The following is a 25,593-nucleotide window of genomic DNA, read 5'->3' on the forward strand; positions in this document are numbered from 1 at the left end:
CTGGTCACGCCCCAGCACCACCGGGACGGACAAGGTCGTGCGCAAGTTCGTCTACGACGACAACGGCAACCCTGAGGTGTCCTACTACGTCTGGACCAACGGGACGTCCACCAAGACAGTCGTCGAGCGGATGGACTACAACGATGATGACCGCGTGACGACGATCCGCCGCTACGAGATCACCGGCGACGTCAGCACCTCGCTGACGACGAGCGGTTATGTTACCTACCTGAACGGCCAGACCCCGCTGACGACGACCAGTACCACGTACAGCGACAATGGTCAGGTGAGCAAGAGGACGGATGAGTATGGCCGTGACACATTCTTTGATTACGACGCCCGAGGGAATCTGATCCGCACCCTCTACCCGGATAAGACGGAGGTCCGCACGGCCTACGACGCCATGAGCCGCGTCGAATGGCAGACGGACCGCTATTACACCGGCGCGACCTCTCTTGCGAGCCCCGACAACACGACACGGGCGCGGGCGACGAAGAACATCTACGACGAGTTGGGGCGGGTGAAAGAAGTCCAGCGCATCGACGGCGTCGTCGTGAAGGTCGAAAATGATCCCAATACGGCTGCCAGCAACGTCAACCGCAGCATCTTCGATGCGTCCGCCTCCAGCCTGGCAACTGTTTCGATCGCCAAAACCATCTATGACAGCGCCGGACGGGTCAAGATGCAGATCGGCACCGGCGGCCAGCGCACTCAGTATGCGTATGATGCCGCCGGACGGGTGACGAGCGTCACCAATGAACTCAGCCAGACGACGGGATATTCATATTACGAAGACAGCGTCAACGACAAGCGATGGGACGTTGTCACCGACGCTCTTGGCCACAAGGCCCGCACCGATTACGATGCGCTGGGACGAGTGATCAAAACGACGTACGACGACGACAACGACGGTGCTGGTGATCCGGACATGGAGCCCGCCGACGCTGACGACAGCTTCGTGGAGACGACGTACACCTACTCGATCGTCGGCAACGACACGGTCAAGTACTACCGCCAGCGCAAGAGCAGCGAGGGCGCCATCTACAACGAGAGCGAGTACGACCTCGGCGGGCGACTCAAGGCCGCGACGCTGCCTAACCCGAGCGACCCGACGAGCGGCACGGGACGGGTCCGCTGGGAGTACGGCTACGACGTGTACGGCAACCAGACGCTTCAGCGCGATCCGCTAGACAACGACCTTGGCGGTACTCAGAACCGCGAGACGACGTTCGCTTACGACGCCCAGCATCGCCGAACCGGCCGCACACTGCCGGGCGGGCAGAGCGAGAGCTTCGCCTATGACAGCAAAGGCCGCCTTAGCCTGTACACGGACTCCAAAAGCCAAAAGACAAAGTACAAGTATTTCGAGTCCGGCGTCAACGCCGGTCGGATCGACGAGAAGCAGTATTTCACCCCAAGCCAAAACCCGGATACGGACACGCCGACCGAGAAGATCGTCTACACTTACGACAACCTTGGGCGCATCTTCACCGCCAAGGACTACTCCGGCACGACGCAGGACCGCAAGACGACCAACACCTACGACGCCGAAGGCCGGGTGACGCAGATCGAGCAGCGGGTCACGCCGTCGGAGACGCTGGAAAGCGCTGTCAATTACGAGTACGACGCCGCCACCGGCGATCGTCGGCGCACGTACACCAGCCGCACGGACACCCGTTACGGCTACGATGTGCTGGGACGACTCAAGGCCGTCGCCGTTAACGAGCTCAACGACACCGTGCTGACGCATGTCCTGGTCACGGGGTATTCCTACGATGCCGCCGGAAACCTCAACACCGTCACCGCCCCCACCGGCGTGGTCCACGACTACGACTACGACAACCTCAACCGCCTGGACCTGCTGACGGTCAAGAAGTCGAACGGCAACAAGCTGTTCGAGCAGGACTACACGCTGACGACCGACGGCCAGCGGGATTTCGCGATCGAGAAGCGCTACGACGGCAGCTCCGGCACGCCGTTCAGCACCAACAAGGTCAATTGGGCCTACGACGGCTTGAATAGGCTGACCGAGGAAGTGCGGGACGTTGGCAACAACGGGCCGGACGCTAATGATTACAAGCACACCTACGTGCTTGATAAGGCCGGCAACCGCACGAGCAAGAGCATCGACAACGGCAACAACGGCAGCACGGAGGAGACGATCACCTACACGTACGATTCCAACGACCGTCTTACTCTTGAAGACTCGAACGTCAACCCCGACACGACCTACGGCTACGACGCCAACGGCAGCACGATCAGCAAGGCGATCAGCGGCGGTGCGACCACGGGCTACCAGTGGGACGTGCGCAACCGCCTCAAGGGCATTGACGCGAACAACAACGGATTCCTGACGGACACGAACGATGTCACGTTCACGTATGACCAGGAGAACATCCGGCTCAACAAATCCATCGTGGGAGGGGCATCGACGTACTTCACCAACGACCCCAATAATCCGACGGGCTATGGCCAAGTCCTCGAAGAGTCTTCGACCTCAGGCGGCTCGCCGACCACGACGTACACCATCGGGCAGGACGTGATCGCGCAGGCGAACAGCTCCGGCACAGTGAGTTACCTGATGGCCGACGGCCACGGAACCAACCGCGGGATCATCGATTCCAGCGCCGCCGTCACCGCGACGTACGACTACGACGCGTTCGGCAAGGCGATCGGCTTCACGGAGTCCTCTCAAGCGACGAAGCTGTTGTACGCGGGGGAGCAATTCGACTCGTCGCTGGGGCAGTACTACCTTCGGGCGCGGTATTATGACCAGGGGATTGGGAGGTTCAGCAGCTTTGACGCTTTCCAGGCGGAAGCCGACCAAGCGCAGCAGCAGCACAAGTACGCTTACGCCGGTGCTGACCCGGTGAACAAAATCGACCCGGAGGGCACGTTCTTCAGCGCCTTGGCACAGTTGGTGAGAGCCGGCATTGACGCCCTGTTGCGCGGCATCTCACTGGTCGGCGGGTTCCTAGTTCGGCAGGCAGCGTATGCGCTGGTCCGCACTCAGGTTATAGTATATCAGGCTGGTTTGCGCGTGGGCATCGCACTAGCCTCTGGAGGAGGTGCCGGGCTGCGGTTCGCCGATCGCGTTGCCCAACAACTTCGCGACCCGCGTCTGACGACTTGGGCCGGCCAGCTCACACCCAACATGGTGCGCCAGTTAGCCACGAACCCCGCTGCACAGCGATTTGCCGACATGCGAAACAACGGGAATGTTCAGATCATCCAGCGGTTGCCAGGGATGGCTCAGAACGTTTATCTTCGCATCACGATGGCGTATAATGAACCAGACAAGATCATCAGCGTTGGCATTGTGCGGGTCAACCAAGTCGCGAATCTCATCAGCAGAGGCGACTACACTCCGCTCCCTTAACACCACAACGCTGGTTCGTTCGTAAGTGACCGCCGTTTCTGAGGTGAAATCGCCGAGGTAGCGTTGTAGTGTTCGGGAGAAGTCACATGGACAAGCAGTACAAGCCAACAACGGATCCGAACGATGTGAAGTTCGCCGACTCGGTGGAGATTCTCCGCAGGAAGTCCGCCTTCGACCGCTTCGTGGACAGATTGTTCGAGCCCGAGCTTCGCCCTTTCTTCGTGTCTGACGAAGCCAACATTTTCGACATCTCAGGAGACACGACAGAAGAAATCGTGGAGAAGATTCGCCAGAGTTACGGGCGGACCCTCAACCTTGACGAACTGCGGATGCCTCTCTGGAAGCTACTCGATTTTCTTGAAGGCAAGCAAGCTCTTCTTGAGCGGTCCGAGCGAGAGGGAGGTCAATCCGCCGGATGATAGCCGGGCATCCGGTGAAGTAGAATCACCGCGATCAGTGGCATTGGATTACGTGATCGCTACCTGAACTACACCTCCGGCGCGTCGCCGATCAGCTTGGCCCAGTCCTGTCACCGGGAGCTTCTCGAAGGCGGCGATCTTCCGCCGGCCCCGGCCACGCCGCACGCGACGCGCCGTCTTGGCTTCAACCTCGTCGGCCGCCTCGGCGTCGCCGGGCAGATCCCGAGGATGCAGATCCAGCGGCCGCGATTCCAGTTCCTCGGCGAAGCCCAGCAGCATCTGGGCCAGGTCCTGCGGCGAGCTGAGCTGATCGGCCTTGGGGGCGTAGTACCATTTGCGCAGCCGCAGCAGCTCCATCTCGGCGCGCAGGAACTTGATCTGCCACGCGTCACGCTCCTGCGCCAGCGACCCGATCCGACGTTCGCGTTCGATCAGCAACCGCTTCAGCGTCTGCGGATCATCGGGCAGAGAATCGATCGCCGTGTCGTCCATGACGGTCGGCGGGGTGTATCACAACGGGCCTGTGCAGCGCTAGTGGATAACTCGAAGAAAATATTTTTTTCCCGCGTCGATCACTCGCGCGTCGATCACTCGCGTCGATACCGCTTGACGCGCTTGACGCTTTTCAGATCGATCCCGTCCAGCATCATCGCCAGCTCGCTGGCTCGCAGCTGAACCGACCGCTGCGACGGCTCCACCCTCGGCAGCTTGAACGTTCCCTCCTCGAGGCGCTTGTACCACAGGGCGTAGCCATCCTTGTCCCAGGAAAGGACCTTGAGCCGATCCCCGCCACGCGAGCGGAAGATGAACAGGTGCCCCGAGAGCGGATCATCCCCCGTCACCAGCGCCGCCAACTCCGCCAGGCGATCGAACGAACAGCGCATGTCCGCCGGCGCCACCGCCAGCCAAATCCGCGTGGTCGGCGCCAATCGATCCAGTTGCTCAAGCGTTGGCAGGCCGATCACGGGCGTGACTCCAATGCCTCGATCAGCTCCAGGAACAGTTCCCGATCGAAGCCGCGACGGACGATCAGCCGCCGCTGCCCCGCCAGGCAGACCTCGATCGCGCCATCGGCGTCAACATCGTCCTCGTCATCGTCTGCAGGCCGAGACCGCTTCGGTTCGCCAACAAGCTTCACCGGCTTGAAGACCTCCGCGCCGCCTGTCAGCCGCCGCCGCCAGGCGAACAGCGACGAGGCCGGGATCCCGCGCTGGCGGCAGAACACCGAGACCGGCAATCCGCTGGCCCGCTGGTCCTCCAGCAGCCTGCGCCAGCGTGTGGCCGCGTCGGGCTTCCCAGGTTGATTCTGGTCCGGCTCGGCAACGACCGATGTGTTCTGGTTCATCCCCTCATCGTCCCCGCCCCCGCGATTCAAATGAAGACGCGGTTGGCGCAGCGCTCACCGGTCTCCCGGTGAACGCCCAGCTCCCGGGCGATCCGCCGACGGGACCACCCGTGCCCGTGCAGTGTGAGAATGAATTGGACCAGCGCCATCTTGAGTTGATTGGCCATTCGTCGTCGCTCCCGGCTGTTGCCGGAAACGATCCTGAACGACCAACTCGTCTGTCCTCAAAATGGCCGACTGGCCGGTTTGCGGAAGAACCGTTTTGGGCGCCCGATGACACAGTCCACGTAACGCTCACTGTGAAAGCCTCCACGCCGCTGCCGTTCAGGCGGATGGAGTGCGGGCCGGGCGAAGAGGCGCAACATTTAAATATCTCAGTGCCTTGTAAAACCTGCAAATGCATCATCTGCTTTGCACAACACGGCGATGCTGTCTCTCGACGAAGCGCTAGCATTCCCGCGTTCGACAGATTTGACAGAAACGGCGCGTGTCACGGCAGATCAGTTCAACACTTAAATGTGCCGACGGCGTGAATTGTCATGCAGCAAACGACCTAGTCACCACTCTGTCAACTTTGACAGCTACGTTGTTGTAGATGATCAGCGTAAATAAATCTTTGCACAGGAGATGGAAGAGAAATTCATAGACATCAGGAACACGAATCGCGCGTATGAGCTAGCACTCGCTCGTTTGAAAAGTGATACGCATATCAGTCAGAGAAACAAGGATCTCATTCTCAGATTTGTTCGCGACGCTGCGCTTGGCAAGACAGTCATCGGACGAGCGAAGAAGAAGATCGGCGTTGCACGGCTACTCGGATACATCACGCAAATCCGGCCTCTCATCGAATTCACGCACAAAGATCTTGATCAAATTACGCAAGCTGACATGGAAGCATTTGTTGAGGCGCTGGAGAATGACACGATCAAATCGCGAGCGCAGCGTCGCATCGGGGAGACACTGTGCCGCGTCGATGCGCCCTTGAGCCCGAGGTACAAGATCGACATCAAACTTACAGTGAAAAAGTTCTACAAGTGGCTCTGGGGCGAGTCGCGTTCCTATCCGAAGCTGGTGGAGTGGATCGACACGTACATGGAGTCGAAAGAGATCTCGGCGCTCACGGAAGCAGAAGTGAATCGAATGCTCGACCGTGCAAACACACCTCAGCATCGCGCACTGATACAGGTGCTTTTTGACGGAGGTGTCAGAATTGGCGAATTGCTCAACGTCCGGCTGCGCCACGTTTCTCAGCGCAGCTTCGAGGAACATGCCGAGGAAAAGTGCTTCGTGGTGCGCGTGCCATTCTCCAAGACGTTGCGGCGCACTGTGGCGCTGCCGATGCCAGCAACAACAAAGTGGCTGACTTTGTGGCTCGAAGATCACCCGGCACAGCCCAAGCTTCGTCCTGATGGCACGATCGATGCCGCAGACACAAGTGTGCAGCTATTTCCCATGTCTGACAACGCGGTGCGTTTGGTGTTGCGCAGAGTTGGCCAGAGAGCGCTCGGCAAAAGAGTGTATCCACACCTGCTCCGCCACACGTCAGCTACGTACTGGAGCAACACGCTGCCGCATTTCAAGTTCTGCAAGCGTTTCGGCTGGACCATGACGAGCAACATGCCACAGCGATACATCGATCGCGAAGGCGTTGATGAAGTGGATGTGGCGAGGATCTATCGCGAGCGCCAGCAGAAGCGGCCACGACGCGGGTTTGCTGTCTCCATGGCCGAAGACCCGGAAAGTAGAGTCAATTCGGCATCAGGCGGTACACGACACGCACGTACAGTCCGCTGAATCAGATCCCTCCGGGTGGTGAGCAGTTCGCTCGGCGGGAATCCGCGAACTCGTTCTCTGTGAGTCGTGATGGCCTATCACGCTTGCTCGCCGCGGCATTGCGGATCTGAGATAGTCGCCGAGATCGGGCGGGAGTTCGGAAGATGTTCCGGTAACTATTTCCTAACTCTCTGTCAGTGCATGTGTTGCAGTTAATGCCATAAATCCTGATTTTTTAAGAACCTTACGCGGTCCATGTCGTAGCGTTAGTAGCGGCTTTCTGCGGGCGTGACCAGTTTTTCGGGACCGCCTAATTTCGACCGCACATCGCCAGCTTCCAGTAGGCTGAGCACTGCCCACTTTGGTACATGGCTTCCAAGGCCATGATCGCTTCGGCATTGTCGGGGTCCCAACGTTTGCCTGCACCCTTCACCCGGTGAGGCACAACACGGCATTGACTCTCCATCGGCCCGCTGCCGATGTGCCAGCCGTTGGCCAGGAATTGCGGATAGCGGATCATCTCTCTGCGATCCGACACATATTCGATGAGCCGGTCCGTTTCCTGTCGCTTGGCTCGGCGTGTCTTGGAGCGAAGTTGCATCAGTTTCTCTCGCATCGGCTCGATCCCTCGTGCTTGACCGTGTGCAGCAGGTCTTCGGCCTGCCGCCGACCTTGGGCGTCATCTTCGCCGAAGACGATTCGCCGGGTCTTGTGAACGTTTTCGCTCAGATGGAAAAAGTCCAGCCCGACCGCCGTCATCTTGAGCCTTTGCCGCTGGATCTGGTTGATGATCCAGGGTCCGCCGTCGATATTGCCCACACGCTGGTCCGCCGCCGCGAATCCCAGTCGCCAGGCCTCCCGACTCATCAGTCGTCCTGCACTGCGGCAATCGCCTCGGGTCACCGACACGTGTTTGTGCTCCAACTCGTGGTCGTAGAACATCACCGCCTTGAACTCCTTGTAACGCTGATCGGTTCCACGTTTGACCGGCCCCAGGCGGTGTTTGCGGCCTCCGCGGCCCTTGCGTTTGTCCAGCACCTTGCGGCGGCGGGCCTGCTTCTGGGCGTCGGTGATCGTCGGTGCCATAAACGCGTCGCTGCTGAGGTAGACCAACGACCGCCCGTCATCGGGACGCCTGCACTGGCTGGCGTGCCAGGTCGGCCCAAGCTGCCCCCTGCGCGACTGTTCCAGCACCGCCTTGCCGTCGCTCTCCACCGCCTGCCGCACCGTCTCGTGGGACAGGCTCAGTTGCGCCGCTTTTTTCAGGTTCTGGGCCGTCATCTCGAAGCTACGCGAGGCTCGGTTCAACTGGCAGCACAACTGCCGCGTGGCCAAACTGATCGTGTCATGAACCACATCCAGCAGATCATCGCTGGGCGTGACGTTGCCTTCGCCGCGGGAGTGATAGTGCCGGCGGCGAAGCTGCACCCGTCCGTTGACGCTCAGCGTCGAGCGTAAGGCGCTTCCCTTGTTCTGCTTTTTCCTGAGGGTTTGCCGGTCCACCGGGGGAAAAAGTCCCCTCCGCCTCGTCAATCCGCATCTGCAACGCCGTCTCGAACGTTTTACGCCGAAACTCCGTCATCGCCTCCAGCACCTGGACTTCGCTGCCGTTGATCCACTGTCCGTCAGGGGCCTGATTGACCGCCTCGGCCACCCGACGCATCGTCTGCTCGAATTCGATCTGCATCCGCTGAATGAACTGCTCGACAGGAAGATGAACTTGCCGATCCATGGCCATGCTCCTTGCGGCCACTCCTTGGCCGCCACACGAACAACCCCCACAACAGAAGGTATTGTACCTCTATTCGGAACACCTCCCCAAAAACTGGCCACGCCCCGCTGAAGCAGCGGACCTGCCAGCCCCACAGCAACGGTTGTTGAGATTACGCAGAACGTTCCGTCTGAATGGCCTGACTATGCTTCTGCGGCAGGAACCCCACGCAGAAGCACAGGACCATCGCGATCCAGAAGATCCAGAAGGCCGGATCGTGCGCGTCGTGGAAGTTCACGCGATGGGGATGAGCCTCGCTGTTGGCTGCCCAGTCGGTCGCCAGCTTCCCGCCGATGACGATGACCAGCAGATAAGCGGCGGTCTCGAAGCGGGGGAAGCGCTCCAGCAGCCGGATGAAGATGACCGCGGCAAAGCGCATCAGCACCACACCGAGGAACCCGCCGACAATCACCACCCAGAGTTTAGGATGACGAGGCGCGCCAGGCGGCGGCGAGCCGACCACCCCGATCGCCGCTACGATCGAATCCACCGCGAAGGCGATGTCGGTCATCTCGATGACAAACACCGTCGGCCAGAACGCCGCCAGCGCCGCAGTCGCCAGCGGCGAAACACGCTCGTATCCCAGAGGCACCGGGCTTCGCTCCTCGATCTCCGGGCCAATTTCTTCCTCGCTCAGTTCCGTGCCGTTATCAGCATGAACCAGGGTCGGCGTGCCATTCGGGGCGACGGTGATCTTCTCCTCGACCTTCTCCCTGCGCTCGAAGAAGAAGTGCTTGGCGGCGACCCAGATCAGATAGGCTCCACCAAGCAGCTTGACGAACCGCCAGTGAAGCAACCACGCCGCCGTCGCGATCGCCACGAACCGGAACACGAACGCCCCGACCAGGCCATAGGTCAGCGCTTTGCTCTGCTGGTGGCGGGGCAGGCGTTTGGCCAGCAGCCCCAGCACCAGCGCGTTGTCGATCGAGAGTACCCCCTCCAGAACCACCAACAGCCCCACGACGATCAGATCATGAAGATCAAAAGTCTGGTTAAACATTGCACCGAAGGCACGCAGGCGCTGTGACACGCAGGCACAAAGCAGTGGGCAGCTCGCCTCCGCTTCGTGCCCCCGAGCTTACACGCCTTCGTGCCATCCCTCTGTCACGTCCCGAAAATCCTGTCTCCCGCGTCGCCCAGCCCGGGAAGGATGTAGCCCCTGTCGTTCAGTTGCCGGTCGATCGCGGCGCAATAAATGGGAACCTCGCGATGCCTTTGATGCAAGGCATGGATTCCCTCCGGCGCCGCCACCAGGCAAACGAATTTCATGTTCTGCACGCCCGCGCTCTTGAGAAAGTCCACCGCCGCGATCGCGCTGCCGCCGGTGGCCAGCATCGGGTCGATCAGCAGCACCTCGGTCTGGGCGATGTCGGGGGGCAACTTCTGGTAATAGGCGATGGCTTCCAGCGTCTGCTCATCGCGACGCACGCCCAGGTGCCCCATCCGCGCATCGGGCAGGATCCGCAGCACTCCGTCGGCCATGCCCAGCCCGGCACGCAGGATCGGCACGAGCGTGACCTGCCTGGCCAGCACCCGCCCGGTCGTGGTTTCCAGTGGCGTCTGGACGGTCCTGGGCTGCGTGGGCCAGTCGCGTGTGACCTCATACGTCATCAGCATCGCGATCTCATCCAGCAAGGCGCGGAACTTGCGATGATCGGCCGTTCGGTCGCGCAGCTCCGTGAGCTTGGTCTGAATCACCGGATGATCGATCACCTGGACGTTGTCCATCGGCAGTCGGTGGTTGTAACCACTTCGATGGCTTGAATCAAAGTCGGCGCACTTCAAACGGCCCGGCAGACGATCAGGAGTGGGGCGCGCTGGCCGGACGCGAGGGCGGCGCGCTGGCCGGACCGGTCGTCGGTGGGTTGTACAGTCGCAACAGCCGCTGCGGGACCTGGCCGTCGAGAATCTGTGACACCACCTGCGCGACCGGGACGGTGCTGCGGCGAGGGCCATCGACCAGCGTCACCTCGCCGCCGGCCGCAACTAACGCATCGGCAAACTCCTTCAGCCGCCGGTCGCTGGCCTGATACATCATGCACAGCGCGTACAGCTTCGCCGGCAGCGTGCCGGCGCGATAAAGGTGGTGCATGGCGGCATATCGCCCGGAGGAACCGTGAAGCATGCGGAATGCCAGCACGGTCCTGGGCGCCGCGGCGGCGGTGCTCTGGTCGATTACAACGAACTCCTCTGCTTCCAGAACAATCCTCGCCGCTTCCATGGTGGTCATTTCCGCCAGCTCGGGGTTGGGTTCATTTCGGCCGAGCGGATCGAGAAAGGGAGAATGCAGACTCAGCGCTCGCCCGGCTGAGGCGCGAATGTCGGCATCGTCGCTTTTGAGTCCCGCCGCCACCGCGTCGCGCGCGACCGGAGAATCGGGATACATCACCAACAGCTCGAACTCCGGTCGCCCGCCGGATCGCTTGGGGTTGTGTTCTGTTGCCATCCGTGCCACGGTTGGAAGTGCTCGCTGATCACCGCGGCTCAGCAGTGCGTGCCCGGCAATCCAGTGATACTGCTGATCCTGGGGCGAATTGAGGATCTCAACCAACCGTTCGGTGGCCTGGGATTGATGGTAGCTCTGAAGTGAATGTATCGCGTTGTCGCGTGCCCCCCAGTTGGCCGATCGCGTGTACTCCAGGAGCAGCGGCAGGTATCGATCGTTAGGTCTCCTCCATGCCAGCGAGGTCATCGTTTCCGCGACGTTGGGCTTCGTCGTCGGATCATTCAGGTGCTTCTCCAGCCCTGCCGCGACCGCCGCCGACCACTTCTGCTCGGAAATCTTGCCAACATGGCTGTAGCAGCTCAGCAGCTCCGCCGCGTTGGCGGCCATCGCGCTGTCGCCTCCCGCGATATCGGTCAGCAGCGTTTCAATGACCGGCTCGATATTGTACCGCAGCGCGATGAATGCGGCGAAATAATCTCCGTGTCTGACGGCCTGAATCCGTCGCTCAATCCAGCGCTGCTGCTGGCGCGCGTCACGGACGACCCGCAGTTTGAACTGCGCCAGCCGCCGGTTCGTTGCGCGCTCGAACCGGTCGTACGACCACAGTTCGGCCTGGTACTCGCCCTCTTTAAGCGGATCGATCGCCAGCGGCGTGCGCAGGCTCTGTCTGGCCGGGATACTCACCGGGCTCATCGCCCCGTGATTGAATTGCCCGTTCCAGGGGCGATAGCTGCCAATTTGGACATGACCCGAGCTCAGCCGCACTTCATACCGTCCGTCATCCAGGTATGGCCCCGGACCGGTGAGCAGAATCACAACATCGCGATCGGACGTGTTGGGTACCAGGACCCAGAAGACCACCGGCACGCCCGCCACCGCCGGCTCCTCGACGGATACCGTGATTCTCGCCCAGTCAAGCGATGGCTGATTGGACCGGTGTTGCAGGAGTTCGGCCACTTCGGTGGACGGGTCGCTGGTCGGACGCGTCTGCGCCAGGGCGATCCCCGTCGCGGCGATGATCGCCATGATCCACGCGCCCACGGCCAGTTGCTTTGGCCCCATGGTGCCCCGCAGGGGATGCTACTTGAGCATCCCGGCTTGTTTGGCGTACTGGAAGACGCCGCCCGCTTCGATGATCGGCAACGCATCGCCGATCGGTTTGAGCTCGTATCGCTCGTTGTTCCTGCTTCTGTCGATGACGAAGCCGTCCCTGACGTGCACTTCCAACTCATCTCCGGTGCGGACTTTTTCAACGAGCCGGTTGACCGACTCCAGCGGCACCAGGTATCCGCCATTGACGCAGTTGCGGAAGAAGATTCGGGCGTAGAACTCGGCGATGACGCACTTGGCGCCGGCTTCGGCCAGCGCCAGCGGCGCGTGCTCGCGCGAGCTGCCGCAGCCGAAGTTCTTGCCGGCGACGATGATCGAATAGTCACTCTTGAACTCGTTCTCACGGACGAAGCGGATGTTGCCGGTGGGCAGCCCCGCCTGGGCGTCGGGCACGCCGCTGTTGGCGTACATGCCGAAGAATTTGCGTTCCTCAGGCTTGGACGGGTCGAACGAGAGGTAGATCGCCGGGATGATCTGGTCGGTGTCGATGTTGTCGCCGAGCACGTACGCCCGGCCACGGATGATATCTTCCATGTGGTCTGAACCTCGTTGTCGAAGGATATAGGACGTTGCGTCGGAAGTGAAGCCGCCGTCGGCAGCCCGCATTGACATGACAGCCAAAATGTTCAACAATCCATCCGGATGAACGGATGAATTGTCGCTGAGCGTTCAGGACCACCGACCACTGCATTACGAAGGAGCGATCGCCATGACCCAGACACTGGACCAACCACAGACCGCCGGCAGTCAGCAGCCCCGCAAGCTGGAATTCAAGGTGCGCGACCTGTCCCTGGCCGAATGGGGACGCAAGGAGATCATGCTGGCCGAGCATGAAATGCCCGGGCTGATGGCGGTGCGCGCCGAGTATGCGCGTCAGCAGCCGCTGAAGGGGCTGAAGATAGCCGGCTCGCTGCACATGACCATCCAGACGGCGGTGCTGATCGAGACGCTCACCGCGCTGGGGGCGCAGGTGCGGTGGTGTTCATGCAACATCTTCAGCACGCAGGATCACGCCGCCGCCGCTGTTGTCGTCGGCCCCAACGGCACGATCGACAACCCCCAGGGCGTTTCGTGCTTCGCGTGGAAGGGTGAAACTCTGGAGGAATACTGGTGGTGCACCGAACGGGCACTGGACTTCGGCAACGGCAGCGGGCCGGACCAGATCATCGACGACGGCGGGGACGCGACGCTGCTGATCCACAAGGGCGCGGAGTTCGAGGCCGCCGGACAGGTCCCGGCGTTTGACCCGGACCACGACCCCGAAGAGTGGGGCGTAATCCTGAACCTCATCCGCCGAACCATGCAGCAGAACCCGCGCCGCTGGACGGAAGTAGCCAGGCGAGTCCGCGGCGTCTCGGAAGAAACCACCACCGGCGTGCATCGGCTGTACGAAATGCAGAAACAGGGCAAGCTGCTGTTCCCGGCGATCAACGTCAACGACAGCGTCACCAAGAGCAAGTTCGACAACCTCTACGGCTGCCGGCACTCGCTGATCGACGGGCTGTTCCGCGCCACCGACGTGATGCTCAGCGGCAAGCTGGCGGTGGTCTGCGGCTACGGGGACGTGGGCAAGGGCTGCGCCCAGGCGCTTCGAGGCCAGGGCTGCCGAGTCGTCATCACCGAAATCGACCCGATCTGCGCACTTCAGGCGTGCATGGAGGGCTACCAGGTCCTGACCGTCGAAGACGTGGTCGAAACCGCCGACATCTTCATCACCGCCACCGGAAACAAAAACATCATCACCGTCGAGCACATGAAGCGGATGAAGGACAAGGCCATCATCGGCAACATCGGGCACTTCGACAACGAGATCGACATGGCCGGACTGAAGAAGGTCCCGGGGATCAAAAGGACCAACATCAAGCCGCAGTACGACATGTGGACCTTCCCGGATGGGCACAGCGTTCTGATCCTGGCGGAGGGGCGGCTGCTGAATCTGGGCTGCGCCACGGGGCATCCGAGCTTCGTGATGAGCAACAGCTTCACGAATCAGACGCTGGCCCAGATCGAGCTGGCGCAGAACGCTCACAAGTATGAGAAGAAGGTGTACGTGCTGCCCAAGCACCTGGACGAAAAGGTCGCGCGGCTGCACCTGGGCAAGCTGGGCGCGAAGCTGACGAAGCTGACCAAGGAGCAGGCCGAGTACATCGGCGTGCCCATCGACGGCCCGTACAAGAGCGAGCACTATCGGTATTGATTAGAGGGGGGGCATCAATGCCTGGCTGGCGTGATTATGCACGGTTGTACCCCCATGTAACCGTACTCCCTGACCACCAGCGATATGCGGACGTCTTCGACGCGATCGAGGAAGCGATGAGCCGCGCGCAGTGCTGGGAGCCGAGCCCGACGGACTACGACGTCATCTTGAGGGTGCGGAACCCGGATGGGTCGGTTGAGGAGCTGGTCGGATGCCGACCACCGGTCGTACCTGTGAAGGTGGCGAGTACCGTGAGGTTGTGCATCGGGCTGCTGCAATACGAGTTGTGGCAGTCCGCGGAGCATTGGCATGCGTCCACGCCCGCAACCGTGCGCTGGCAGGCGCGACTTCCAGCCGTCACTACGCTGCTGCGCCGAAAGCTTCAGCCGACGCCTTGTGAAGGGGCTGATCTGGCACGGTTTCTGCTCTCTCCGCATCCAGCGGTTGGTCGCAATGAGTACGGGGAACCGTTGGCAAGCCTCCTTCAGATGCTGGAAGCCAGCTTTCCACCGCCAGTTCCGTCAGAAATGATTGCACCATTGCGGGAGGCCAGGCGCCGCATTGGGGTGATTCGAGAGCAATACTGCCAATCTCGCAGGTCATTTCGCGGAAAAGTGCGCACAAAGCGATTCGACGGCTGGCTCGCCCGCATTGATCGGCTGCTCGGCGATGGACATGTGTGAGATCTTGCCAGCTTGCCTTGCCGGGCACTGGAACTGGAGCTTGCCGCTCGGCGGATTCAGACCCGTCTTATCGCTCTGGACGACAAGCGGCCGGCCTTCGCCCGTATCGCAGCCTGCATGCTTATGGTGGCGCGGAGTGATTAGCCGGTCTGCCGATCCTGACTCAGTATTTCCACCAAGGCCGCCCCCTCGGAATTGAACGCGGTGCGCGTGAGCAGCACCCAGGAACAGCTCAACAGCGTCTGTAGGCGCAGGACAACCCGCTGGCACCTGAAGGTATGGAAGGCATTGGCGCGGCAATCTGGATCACCTTATCAGCATCGCCTCGCGTTCGGGACCGACGCTCACCAGCTTGATCGGCGCGCCCACCAGCGTCTCCAGACGCTTGACGTACTGCTGAGCTTCTGGCGGCAGGTCCTCGAATCGCCGGCAGCCGCTCAAATCCGCCTTCCAGCCGGGAAGCGTCTCGTAGATGGGTTGTGCCTCGGCCAGCGTGTCGTCGGCGCGGAAGTGCTCCACGCGTTGTCCGCGGATGTTGTAGGCGGTGCAGATCTGCACCTGGTCCAGCCCGCCGAGCACGTCCAGCAGCGTCAGCGCGACATGCGTGATGCCGTTCAGCTCGACGGAGTATCGGGTGGCGACGGCGTCGAACCATCCGCACCTTCGAGGCCTTCGTGTTGTCGTGCCGTATTCCTGCCCGCGCTCGCGGATGTAGTCGCCGATGTTGTTCGCCTGTTCGGTCGGGAACGGCCCGCCACCCACGCGCGTGCAGTAAGGCTTCATGATGCCCACAAAATTGTGGACCATCTGCGGCGGCACGCCGGCGCCGGTGAACAGCCCCAGGGCCGAGCAGTTGGAGCTGGTCACGTACGGATAGGTGCCGTGATCCACATCCAGCAGGTTGGCGTGGGCGCCCTCGAAGACGATCCGCTTGCCCGCCTTCCAGGCGTCGATCAGGATGCGGCTGGTGTCATCGACAAACGGAGCCAGGCGCCGCCCGTAATCGCGATACTGCTCAAAGACCACCGGCCACTCCAGTGGGGGCAGATCGTACAGCACCTTGAAGACCTTGTTGCGATCGGTGATGACATGGGCGATTCGCTCACGCAGGCGCTGTTCGTGCAGCAGGTCGGCCACCCGGATCGCCGTGGTGCGATACATCTTGTCGGCGTAGGTTGGGCCGATTCCCCGGCGAGTGGTGCCGATGGCCCCGCCTTCGGCGCTGGATTCCCTGGCCGCATCCTCGGCCTTGTGATAGGGCATCACCACGTGCGTCTTGTAGCTGATCCGAAGATTCTGCGGGGAGATCGCAAACCCCTTGCTCATGAACTCATCGATCTCGTTGAACAACGCCTCCGGATCCAGCACCACGCCGTTGCCGATCAGGTTCATCACGTGCGGGCGGAAGATCCCCACCGGCAGCAGGTGGGTGGAGTACTTCTGCCCGGCGATGCGCACGGTGTGCCCGGCGTTGGCGCCGCCACAGTAACGCACGACCACGTCGGCCTGCTCGGCCAGAAAATCAACGATCTTGCCCTTGCCTTCGTCCCCCCATTGCAGACCGACGACGCACGTGTTGCCTTGAAGCATCGGGATCACGGATGACTGCCTCTCGCGTCAACAATTCCAGTTGCGGTGCCTGTAAAAGCGATGCGTTGCAGGCGGCGAAAGTATGGGCGCGGCCAACGGGTGTCAAGCCGATGCCTGAGGCGGCGTTCGGGAGGCTCCCGGCGCCGGGCCAGGCGGCCCGGACCCCGCCCGCGGGTAAACCTGCGGCGCGGCTTCGGGTATACTGCGGCGCCGGAACAGGCCGTGCAACCTGCGGCCCGGGTCCGGGAGGAAGCGACCATGAACGTTCCCGTCAAGAAGGGGATGCTCCTGCGGCATCAGGGGCGGTACTACTTCGTCGAGGACGTCACCGAGCGTCACAGCGGCAAGCAGAGGCCAACCGTCCACGTTTCCCTGCGCGACGCCCTGGACGGCCGGCACATCGAGCGAACGCTGGACGAGCTGGAACCGATCGATGAGGTGGCCGGCGGATACCGCATGCTCCAGTACCTGTATGCCCGGGGAAAGACCTGCGTCTTCATGGATAACACCACCTTCGAGGAGATCGAGCTGACCGAATCGCAGCTTCAGGGATACCAGCCGTTTCTGCGTGAAGGCGAAGAGTTCAAGGTGCTGTTCGCCGGCGATCGGCCGCTGCGCCTGGAGATGCCCGAGAACGTGACGCTGCGCGTGGCCGATACGGCGGCGCCGACGCATGCCGTGGGCACCGGCGGCAATGTCATGAAGGAAGCGCGGCTGGAGAACGGGCTGGTTGTGCGCGTCCCGTTGTTCATCAAGACCGGTGACCTGGTCAAAATCAACACCCGTACGCGGGAGTATCAGGGAAAGGTACACGCTTGAACAACCGCCAAGCCGCGATGAGCGCAAAGGCGGGGGCGATGCAGGCACAGTTTATCTCGCGACAGGTCGCGCCGGAGGCAACAGCCTCAGACGCGCCGCCGCGGTAGGATGATCTGCGTGAATCACGATACTTACTTCCACCATCAGGGCATCGACTTTCACTATCAACTGCTCGGCGACGGGCCGGCGCTGGTGTTTTGTCACGGGCTGACCGCCGACCTGGAGCAGGCCAAACAGACGCTACAGGGCCTGGACGGCTATCGGCTGCTCGTGTGGAGCTGTCGCTGGCATGGGCTGACGGGCCCGGACTGTGCTCCGCAAGCGCTCAGCTTCGATACGTTTGCCGATGATTTGGCGGCGCTGCTGGAGCATCTGGGGATCGATCGGGCGATCATCGGCGGTGTGTCGATGGGCGCGGGAGTGGCGGCGCGCTTTGCCGCCAGCCACCCGCAGCGCACTGCGGCGCTGATGCTCGTTCGCCCCGCCTGGACCGATCACCCGCGCCCGCAGAACCTGCTCGTGCTCGAGCAGATCGCCGATCGGCTCGACCAGATGCCCGCCGACGAGCTGCTTCGCCGCTTCCAGACTGATCCGGGGATCATTCCGGCGGCGCGCCTGGAGCCGGCCTTCGCCGCTACCGTGCAGGGCCAGTGCCTGGCGCCGCAGGCGCGCCAGCGCGCCGCGCGGCTGCGGGCGATGGTCGGTTCCTCTCCACTGCGGAACGGAGAGATCGCGCGGCTTGGCATGCCCAGCCTGGTCATCGGCAATGATCTTGACCCGATTCATCCGATGCACACCGCGCAGTGGTGGGCCGCGGCACTGGGCCACAATGCCGTGCTGCGACAGGTGCCTTCCAAGTCGCAGGATCTGGCCGCCCACCAGCGCGCGGTTTGCCTGGAGATTGGCCGCTTCCTTGACGGACTGTGAGCCGATGGCGGGGCTGGCATCAGGACCGAGCCGCGCGGCGGTTTTCAGTGCTCCGCGGTACAATCAGATGCCGCAGAGCCAGCGGGGGGAGGGTCTGGAAGACGGATGACGCGAACCGTCGGTTTGATCATGTTGGGTTTTCTGCTCGCGGCTGTATCCGCCGCCGCAGCAGCTCAGGCACCGGTTGTCTGCACCATCCGCATCAACTCCCCGATCGGGCCGGCAACCGCCAGCTACATCGCCCGCGCCATCGACGAGGCCGCCGCACGCGACGCGCAGTGCCTGATCATCGAGCTGGACACGCCCGGCGGACTGCTGGATTCCACCCGGCAGATCGTCCAGTCGCTGCTGGCTTCGCCAGTGCCGGTGGTGGTCTACGTTTCTCCTCACGGCGCCACTGCCACCAGCGCCGGATGCTTCATCACGCTGGCGGCGGACGTGGCGGCCATGGCGCCGGCGACTACCATCGGCGCGGCGCACCCTGTCACGCTCGACGGATCCGACGAATCACCGCCCGCGCGATCCGACCAGCCGGCGACCCAGCCGGCCGGCGGCAGCATCATGCGCCAGAAACTCGAAAACTTCGCCGTCAGCTACATCGAGAGCATCGCCGCCCGCAGACACCGCAACGTCGAGTGGGCACGGTCGGCGGTCCGGGACAGCGCCTCGATCACCGCGGAAAAAGCGCTGGAACTGGGCGTGATCGAGATCATCGCCCAGGACCGGGCTGACCTGCTGCGGCAGCTCGACGGGCGCAGCGTCGGCAATCGCACGCTCGCCACCGCCAACGCCTCGATCGTGCCCATTCCACAGACGGTGCGCGAAAAAGTCTTTCAGACCCTCTGGCGCCCGGAGGTGATGTTCCTGCTGATGCTCATCGCCATGTACGGCATCATCGGGGAGCTGTCCAACCCCGGCGCGATCTTTCCGGGCGTGGTCGGGGTGATCGCGCTGGTGCTGATGCTGTACATGGCGGCGATCCTGCCGGTGAACATCGCCGGGCTGGCGCTGATCGGGCTGGCGCTGGCGCTGTTCATCTTCGACATTTTCGCCCCGACGCACGGGGTGTTGACGGCGGGGGGGATCATCGCGTTTTTCCTGGGGGCGCTGATGATGTTCGACCGCACCGAACCGATGCTGCGGATCTCGCTGGCGCTGATCGTGCCAGCCACCGTGCTCACAGCGCTGTTCTTCATCTTCGTGGTGGGCGCCGGGTTGCGGGCGCAGTGGCTGCCCCGCGCCGTCGGCGCAGAAACCCTGATCGGCCGGACCGTCATCGCCACCACGCCGATCGGGCCGCAGGCCGGCAAGGTCTTCATCGAAGGCGAATACTGGAACGCGGTCAGCGATGAGCCGATTCCGGCCAACACGCCGGTCAGGATCATCGCCCGAAATGGATTGACGCTTGTGGTCCGGCGAGCCGATTCAACCTGAATCATCTCGGAGGCAAGTTCTCATGCGGGATATCGAAAAGTTCATGCCCATCCTGCCGTGGCTCATCGTGCTGGCGGTTCTGATTGCCTCGCTTCTGCCGCAGATGTTCCGCATTCTGCGCGAATATGAGCGTGGCGTGATCTTCCGCCTGGGCAAGCTGGTCGGCGCCAAGGGACCGGGGCTGATCGTGCTGATCCCCTTCGTCGATCGCATGGTTCGCATGGATCTGCGCGTGGTGACGATCGACGTGGCCAGGCAGGAAGTCATGACGCGCGACAACGTGCCGGTGACGGTGGACGCGGTGGTGTACTTTCGCGTGATCGATCCGTCGGCGGCGGTGGTGAAGGTGGAGAATTACCTCAAGGCCACCTCGCTGATCGCGCAGACGACGCTGCGCAGCGTGCTGGGACAGGCGGAGCTGGATGAGCTGCTGGCGCATCGGGAGAAGATCAACCTGACGCTTCAGGAGATCATCGATCGTCAGACCGATCCGTGGGGGGTGAAGGTCGTGACCGTCGAGGTGCGCGACGTGGTCCTGCCCGACGGGATGAAGCGCGCCATGGCCAAGCAGGCCGAGACCGAGCGCGAACGCCGCGCCAAGATCATCAACGCCGAAGGCGAGTTCCAGGCGGCCGAGAAGCTGGTGCAGGCGGCGGCGATGATCTCGCCGCAGCCCATTGCGCTTCAGCTTCGCTTCCTCCAGACGATCAGCGAGATGGCCAGCGAGCACAACACGACGCTGGTGCTGCCGCTGCCGATCGACGTGCTGTCACCGCTGATCAAAAAATAAGGGGTCGGGAGTCTTTTCCGACACCGGAAAAGACTCCCGACCCCTTTTTCAGAAGTGGATGCCTTCGGCGATGCTGATCAGGCTGTCGCGCGCAACGGCGCCGATCAGGCAAATGTAACGCCCGCCACGCTCGGTCATCACCATGTTCAGGTTTCCCGACGACTGCACGTGATACGTCACGCCGTTCCGGATCACCCTTGCGGACCCCCGGGGCATCTTCATGTCCGCCGACCGCGCCACCGCCATCGTGATCGGCACGCCCCCTTCGCTTTTCAGCAGCACGCAGGCCACCTGCTTGTCGTCGATCGACTGCATGCAGCAGAGCATCACGTGCTCGCTGGGAATGTTGGGAATCTCAATCTGCCGGCGGTTCCATTCCGCCGCCAGCACGCGATTGGCCTGCGCGATCGAATCGACCTGCGTGGCCTGGATCCTGCCGGAGACCAGGTCCTCATGGAACTTGGCCATCGTGTCCGGCGAGGCCAGCACCGCACTGCCGCTCAGGCTCCACACGATAACGCCGACGGTCGCCAGCACCGCCACGCTCGCCGCGACCGCCCGTACGGGAGTGATGACCTGCCTCAACAAGAGCCAGAACGTTTGATGCCCCGCTGTCGTGCGGCTCGTCCCGGTACGCGGGATCTGCGCCTGGATCAGCCGGTCCAGCCGCGATGTGTCCACCGGCATGGTGCGCAGCTTCCCCAGCCGCTGCGCCGTCGCCCGGTCAAGCGCGTCGAGTTGGTCATTCGCTTCGGATCGCATCGTCACACCTCGGCTCCACATGAGCGAACGAATGAACTGCGAAGGCAGGAAGATACGAACGGCGCGTTGGAGTTCCCGGACTCATGCCCGATGAGTGCCGATGAATCCCGCGGCTGCGCTGCGCTACGCCGCGGCGTAGCGCAGCCACGCGATCAGTGCACTCTGTGACTATAACTTCGCGCTTCATTTCCGTTGTTGCCCATGTCGGCTCGCTGTCATTTTACCAGCCGCAACTCTCTGGCCCGCGGGAGCAGCGCTTGCCGGAGCATCGCCCGCCCGCGATGCGTGCGACTCTTGATCGTTCCCACCGGCACGTCCAGGATCGCCGCCGCCTCCCGGTGGTCCAACTGCTGCACATCCACCAGAAGCAGGGTCAGGCGAATCTCCTCGGGCAAATCCTGCAACGCATCGATGATCTGCTGATCCGAGAACGCATCCAGCACCGCCGCCGGGTTCTGCCAGGCCTCGGCGTCGTCGATTATCTGCGGCGTCTGCGGGTCGGGCAGATCCAGGTCGCTGGCTTCCAGGCTCACGTTATGGGCCTGGCGCTTCTCGCTGCGGGCGCGGTCGATGCGGGCATTGCGGAGGATCCGCAGCAGCCACGCCCGCGCGTCCGTGCCCGGCTTGAAGCTGCCGATCGCGTTATAGGCCTTCAGCAGCGTCTCCTGGACCAGGTCGTCGGCCTCGGCATCGTTGCCACACAAAATCCGCGCAACGCGCAACACGTCGGCGCGATGGGGCCAGAGCAGTTCATAGAACCGCTCGGCGGCGATCTTCGGATCCAGCTCCTTCGCGGTTGTCATCCATCCAAACGGGGTCGCCCGATCAAAAGGTTCACGAAATCCGCTGCGCTGTCCGTAAAAAAGCGACGTGGTCGCCGAAGCGACCACGCCACGCCGGATTTGCTGATTGTAGCGGCTGCAAGGGCCGGTTCTACCTGCTGTCCTTGTTGTTCAGCACGATCTCCGCGTACACGTCGTTTTCCATCGGGTCGCGGATCAGCTTGAAGCCCAGCTTCTCGCACACCCGCTGCATCTCCACGTTTTCGGGCAGGATGTGCGCCGAGACCCGCTCCAGTTTCTCATCCCGCGCCGCCTGCACAATCATGCTCAGCAGCTTGGTGCCCAGTCCCTTGTTCTGCCACAGGTCGCTGATGAGGATGGCGAACTCGGCTTCGGTCTGTCCGGGGATCTTGTTCATTCGGCCCACACCGATGATTTCCCGCTCGCCAGTCTTGGGATCCTTCCGCTCCACGACCAAAACCAGTTCACGATCGTAGTCGGAGAAGCAGACGCGGATCAGCCGCTCGTGGGCCACCCGCTGGCTCAGCTTCAGCGGCTGGAAATACCGCAGTCGCACGCTCCTCTCCGACAGCGTCTGGTGGAACTTGACCATCAGCGGCTCGTCCTCCGGACGGATCGGACGAATGGTGACCGGGTGCCCATCCTTGGTCTTCCACTGCTGAATGTACTGGATCGGGTAGGGACGGATCGCCAGACGAGGCAGCTTGTCCGCGGTCACTTCCGGCCCGTGGACCACCACGCGGGCATCCAGCGCCACCAGCTTCTCGGGCGAGGCCAGCAGCGGATTGATGTCGATCTCCCTGATCCACAACTGCTCGGCGACCAGCCGGCTGAAGCGGACCATCAGCTTCTCCAGCTCGGCCAGGTCCACCGGCTTGCGTCCGCGCACTCCCTTCAGCGCCGTGTAGATCCTGGTTTGCTCCATCATTCGCCGCGCCAGTGTCGCGTTCAGCGGCGGCAGCGCCAGGGAACGATCCTTGAACACCTCCACAAGCTGTCCGCCCGTGCCGAACAGCAACACCGGCCCGAACTGTGGGTCCAGGCTCGAACCGACGATCAGCTCATAGCTGTCCGACAACTTGATCATCGGCTGGACCGTCACACCCTGGAAGTGCTCGGCGCCGGCCTTGCGCGTCACCGAAGTCTTGATCGCGGCGAAGGCGTTGCGTACCGCCGCCGCATCCTGAAGGTTCAGCTTGACCCCGCCCACATCCGTCTTATGGGTGATCGTGCGGGAATAGAGCTTGAGCACGACCGGATAGCCGAACTTCTCGGCGCAAGTGACCGCCTCGGCCTCGCTGGTGGCGATCTCCGTCGGCACCGTGGGAATGCCATACATGGACAGCAGCCGCTTGGATTCCTCTTCGGTGAGGATGGTGCGGCCCTCGGCGCGAACCGAGTCGATGAGTCTGGCCGCGGCATCGCGCTCCGGGGCGTGTTCCGATTCGTCGTTGATGCTCACGGGCGTCTCGTACAGCCCGCGCAGGTTGTAGGTGTATCGCCACATGTAGCAGAACGCGCGGGCGGCGGTGTCCGGGTAGGGGAAGGTGGGGATGCCGGCGCGGTTGAGAATGTCCTCACCCGCCGCCACCACCGGACCGCCCATCCAACTGGCCAGCACCGGCTTGCCCGGAATGTGCGCGTACTGCTTGAGCGCCTCGGCCGTCTGCGTGGGCTCGGTCATGTCCTGTGGCGTAAGCACCACCAGCAACCCGTCGGCATTGGGATCTTTGGCGCAGATTTCCAGGGCTTTGGCGTAACGATCAGCCTTGGCGTCGCCCAGGATGTCCACCGGGTTGCCCCGAGACCAGTGAGGCGGCAGGAAATCGTTCAGTGCCTTGAACGTTTCTTCCGAAAGCGGCGTCAGTTCCCCGCCCGAGGTGATCAGGGCGTCCGTGGCCAGCACCCCCGGCCCGCCGGCGTTGGTCAGGATCGTCAATCTGGGACCGGCGGGGCGAGGCTGCTTGGCCAGGACCTCGGCCATGTAGAACAGATCCGCGATATTGTTCACCCGCAGCACACCGCAGCGACGGAACGCAGCCTCGATCACTTCATCGCCACCGGTAAGCGAGCCGGTGTGGCTGGCGGCGGCCTTGGCGGCGGCTTCGGTGCGCCCGGGCTTGATGATGATGATCGGCTTGGTCAACGCCACCTCGCGCGCGGCGCTGAGGAACGCCCGCGCATCACCGATCGTCTCCATGTAGATCAGGATCGACTGCGTCTTGGAATCGTTGCCGAAGTAGTCGATCAGGTCGCCCCAGTTCACGTCCAGCATCGATCCGATCGACACGAAGCCACTGAAGCCGACCTGTTCCTTGAAGCTCCAGTCCAGCACCGCCGTCATCAGGGCGCCCGACTGGCTCACGAACGCCACGTTCCCGGGGCGGGCCATTCCCCCGGCGAAGCTGGCGTTCAGGCCGCCGATCGGGTTCATCACCCCCAGGCAGTTTGGCCCGATCACGCGGATCCGCGCCCGCCGCGCCGTCGCCAGGATCTTCTGTTCCAGTTCCGCGCCTGGAGGCCCCAGCTCCTTGAAGCCTGCGGAGATGATCACGATTCCTCTCACGCCTGCCTGAGCGCACTCCTCGACCAGCCCGGGCACGGTGGCCGCGGGCGTGCAGATCACCGCCAGATCCACCCGCGCCGGAACCGCCGCAATATTGGGATACGCCTTGATGCCCAGGATGCTGGCTCGCTTGGGATTGACCGGGAACACGGTTCCGCCAAACGGGTTGGAGATCAGGTTCCACAGGACGGTTCGCCCCACGCTGCCGGCGGCCTCGGTGGCGCCGATGACCGCCACGGTCTTGGGGGAGAAAATCGCATCAAGGGGCTGTCGCTCCTGTCGGAGCACGTCATGGGCAAAGTCGGTGGTGGGGGGTTTCAATTCCATGGTTGGCGTTCCTTGCGGATACACGGGTCGCGAGTCTGTTCGGATCGATCAGGCCGATCGCAACAGCCCCGCCGGGCTCACGCGAGCCTTTAGTCTTTTAGTGTCCTGATTGCCGCGTCCGCTGCAAGGGGCTGACAGCCCGATGCGCAAAATCCGCCAATCCCACCTGTGGGAAGGATAACAAAGCCTGCCGTCGCCTGGATCCGTCACGCTGCATCACCGCCGAGCCTTGCTTAAGGAACTCGCCCGCCGTCGAGGCGACGGTCTTTCCCGGTCTGATGTTCACGAGGCAGATTTCAGCGGGCGTCGGAGGGAACGGTATCGAATAAGTCGGGGCGACAGGATTTGAACCTGCGACCTCTAGACCCCCAGTCTAGCGCTCTAAACCAAGCTGAGCTACGCCCCGGAACGGAGTTTGACCTCCGACAATCACAGCTTACGCTCTGAGTGGC

At 62.6% G+C, this 25,593-nt stretch carries 22 protein-coding genes and 1 tRNA gene; 8 read left to right on the plus strand and 15 right to left on the minus strand.

Features of this window, described 5'->3' with window-relative positions; translation table 11 throughout:
- Nucleotides 1–37 precede the first annotated feature (37 nt).
- Nucleotides 38–3,379, plus strand: a complete 3,342-nt coding sequence (locus ACQS5P_RS15380) for an RHS repeat-associated core domain-containing protein (protein WP_428937499.1) — start codon at nt 38–40, stop codon at nt 3,377–3,379.
- 86 nt (nt 3,380–3,465) lie between these two features.
- A complete protein-coding gene (locus tag ACQS5P_RS15385; protein ID WP_428937500.1) occupies nt 3,466–3,798 on the plus strand; it encodes a hypothetical protein in 333 nt (110 codons plus the stop codon).
- Between the two features lie 48 nt (nt 3,799–3,846).
- Here the strand turns inward: ACQS5P_RS15385 and ACQS5P_RS15390 are convergent, their stop codons facing one another.
- The 4 genes from ACQS5P_RS15390 to ACQS5P_RS15405 all read right to left on the minus strand — a co-directional run bounded on the left by ACQS5P_RS15390 (nt 3,847) and on the right by ACQS5P_RS15405 (nt 5,310).
- Entirely contained in the window at nt 3,847–4,290 is a 444-nt protein-coding gene (locus tag ACQS5P_RS15390) for a hypothetical protein (RefSeq protein WP_428937501.1), read from the minus strand.
- A gap of 95 nt (nt 4,291–4,385) precedes the next feature.
- Nucleotides 4,386–4,763: an IS66 family insertion sequence element accessory protein TnpB gene (tnpB, locus tag ACQS5P_RS15395; RefSeq protein ID WP_428937502.1), complete on the minus strand. Its 378-nt coding sequence runs from the start codon at nt 4,761–4,763 to the stop codon at nt 4,386–4,388.
- The gene (gene tnpA / locus ACQS5P_RS15400) at nt 4,760–5,143 is read right to left on the minus strand and encodes an IS66 family insertion sequence element accessory protein TnpA (protein WP_428937503.1); all 384 of its coding nucleotides are present in this window, start codon (nt 5,141–5,143) and stop codon (nt 4,760–4,762) included. Before tnpA ends, tnpB begins: the two co-directional genes overlap by 4 nt.
- 26 nt (nt 5,144–5,169) lie before the next feature.
- Entirely contained in the window at nt 5,170–5,310 is a 141-nt protein-coding gene (locus tag ACQS5P_RS15405; RefSeq protein ID WP_428937504.1) for a hypothetical protein, read from the minus strand.
- A 460-nt stretch (nt 5,311–5,770) separates the two neighbouring features.
- Between ACQS5P_RS15405 and ACQS5P_RS15410 the strand changes: the two genes are divergently transcribed.
- The gene (locus ACQS5P_RS15410) at nt 5,771–6,937 is read left to right on the plus strand and encodes a tyrosine-type recombinase/integrase (protein ID WP_428937505.1); all 1,167 of its coding nucleotides are present in this window, start codon (nt 5,771–5,773) and stop codon (nt 6,935–6,937) included.
- A 289-nt stretch (nt 6,938–7,226) separates the two neighbouring features.
- On the opposite strand, the gene ACQS5P_RS15415 is transcribed toward ACQS5P_RS15410, so the two are convergent.
- The 6 genes from ACQS5P_RS15415 to ACQS5P_RS15440 form a co-directional block, all read right to left on the minus strand.
- Nucleotides 7,227–7,532 (minus strand): hypothetical protein, encoded by a 306-nt coding sequence (locus ACQS5P_RS15415; protein WP_428937506.1) that lies wholly within the window; start codon nt 7,530–7,532, stop codon nt 7,227–7,229.
- Complete coding sequence (locus ACQS5P_RS15420) at nt 7,517–8,419, minus strand: hypothetical protein (RefSeq protein ID WP_428937507.1); 903 nt, start codon at nt 8,417–8,419, stop codon at nt 7,517–7,519. Before ACQS5P_RS15420 ends, ACQS5P_RS15415 begins: the two co-directional genes overlap by 16 nt.
- A gap of 380 nt (nt 8,420–8,799) precedes the next feature.
- Nucleotides 8,800–9,687: a TerC family protein gene (locus tag ACQS5P_RS15425; protein WP_428937508.1), complete on the minus strand. Its 888-nt coding sequence runs from the start codon at nt 9,685–9,687 to the stop codon at nt 8,800–8,802.
- A gap of 104 nt (nt 9,688–9,791) precedes the next feature.
- On the minus strand, nt 9,792–10,415 hold the full coding sequence (gene upp / locus ACQS5P_RS15430; RefSeq protein ID WP_428937509.1) for a uracil phosphoribosyltransferase: 624 nt from the start codon (nt 10,413–10,415) through the stop codon (nt 9,792–9,794).
- Between the two features lie 73 nt (nt 10,416–10,488).
- Nucleotides 10,489–12,195: a HEAT repeat domain-containing protein gene (locus tag ACQS5P_RS15435; protein WP_428937510.1), complete on the minus strand. Its 1,707-nt coding sequence runs from the start codon at nt 12,193–12,195 to the stop codon at nt 10,489–10,491.
- Between the two features lie 18 nt (nt 12,196–12,213).
- A complete protein-coding gene (locus ACQS5P_RS15440; RefSeq protein WP_428937511.1) occupies nt 12,214–12,777 on the minus strand; it encodes a 3-isopropylmalate dehydratase in 564 nt (187 codons plus the stop codon).
- 175 nt (nt 12,778–12,952) lie between these two features.
- On the opposite strand from ACQS5P_RS15440, the gene ahcY reads away from it, so the two are divergent.
- The gene (gene ahcY / locus ACQS5P_RS15445; RefSeq protein ID WP_428937512.1) at nt 12,953–14,440 is read left to right on the plus strand and encodes an adenosylhomocysteinase; all 1,488 of its coding nucleotides are present in this window, start codon (nt 12,953–12,955) and stop codon (nt 14,438–14,440) included.
- Nucleotides 14,441–15,429: 989 nt separating this feature from the next.
- On the opposite strand, the gene ACQS5P_RS15450 is transcribed toward ahcY, so the two are convergent.
- Nucleotides 15,430–16,713: an adenylosuccinate synthase gene (locus tag ACQS5P_RS15450; protein WP_428937513.1), complete on the minus strand. Its 1,284-nt coding sequence runs from the start codon at nt 16,711–16,713 to the stop codon at nt 15,430–15,432.
- Between the two features lie 258 nt (nt 16,714–16,971).
- Between ACQS5P_RS15450 and ACQS5P_RS15455 the strand changes: the two genes are divergently transcribed.
- From ACQS5P_RS15455 to ACQS5P_RS15470, 4 genes are all read left to right on the plus strand, one after another.
- On the plus strand, nt 16,972–17,532 hold the full coding sequence (locus ACQS5P_RS15455; RefSeq protein ID WP_428937514.1) for a hypothetical protein: 561 nt from the start codon (nt 16,972–16,974) through the stop codon (nt 17,530–17,532).
- Nucleotides 17,533–17,649: 117 nt separating this feature from the next.
- Complete coding sequence (locus tag ACQS5P_RS15460; RefSeq protein ID WP_428937515.1) at nt 17,650–18,459, plus strand: alpha/beta fold hydrolase; 810 nt, start codon at nt 17,650–17,652, stop codon at nt 18,457–18,459.
- A 105-nt stretch (nt 18,460–18,564) separates the two neighbouring features.
- Nucleotides 18,565–19,893: an NfeD family protein gene (locus tag ACQS5P_RS15465; protein ID WP_428937516.1), complete on the plus strand. Its 1,329-nt coding sequence runs from the start codon at nt 18,565–18,567 to the stop codon at nt 19,891–19,893.
- A gap of 43 nt (nt 19,894–19,936) precedes the next feature.
- Nucleotides 19,937–20,683, plus strand: a complete 747-nt coding sequence (locus tag ACQS5P_RS15470) for a slipin family protein (RefSeq protein WP_428941033.1) — start codon at nt 19,937–19,939, stop codon at nt 20,681–20,683.
- Nucleotides 20,684–20,731: 48 nt separating this feature from the next.
- Here the strand turns inward: ACQS5P_RS15470 and ACQS5P_RS15475 are convergent, their stop codons facing one another.
- The 4 genes from ACQS5P_RS15475 to ACQS5P_RS15490 form a co-directional block, all read right to left on the minus strand.
- Complete coding sequence (locus ACQS5P_RS15475) at nt 20,732–21,445, minus strand: hypothetical protein (protein ID WP_428937517.1); 714 nt, start codon at nt 21,443–21,445, stop codon at nt 20,732–20,734.
- Nucleotides 21,446–21,660: 215 nt separating this feature from the next.
- On the minus strand, nt 21,661–22,248 hold the full coding sequence (locus ACQS5P_RS15480; RefSeq protein WP_428937518.1) for a sigma-70 family RNA polymerase sigma factor: 588 nt from the start codon (nt 22,246–22,248) through the stop codon (nt 21,661–21,663).
- Nucleotides 22,249–22,378: 130 nt separating this feature from the next.
- Nucleotides 22,379–25,141, minus strand: a complete 2,763-nt coding sequence (locus tag ACQS5P_RS15485) for a bifunctional acetate--CoA ligase family protein/GNAT family N-acetyltransferase (protein ID WP_428937519.1) — start codon at nt 25,139–25,141, stop codon at nt 22,379–22,381.
- 330 nt (nt 25,142–25,471) lie between these two features.
- Nucleotides 25,472–25,547: transfer RNA gene (locus ACQS5P_RS15490), tRNA-Pro, on the minus strand.
- Between the last annotated feature and the right edge of the window lie 46 nt (nt 25,548–25,593).

The organism is Fontivita pretiosa, from assembly GCF_050410795.1.
In the GTDB taxonomy this organism is placed as follows: Bacteria; Planctomycetota; Phycisphaerae; order Tepidisphaerales; family Tepidisphaeraceae; genus Fontivita; species Fontivita pretiosa.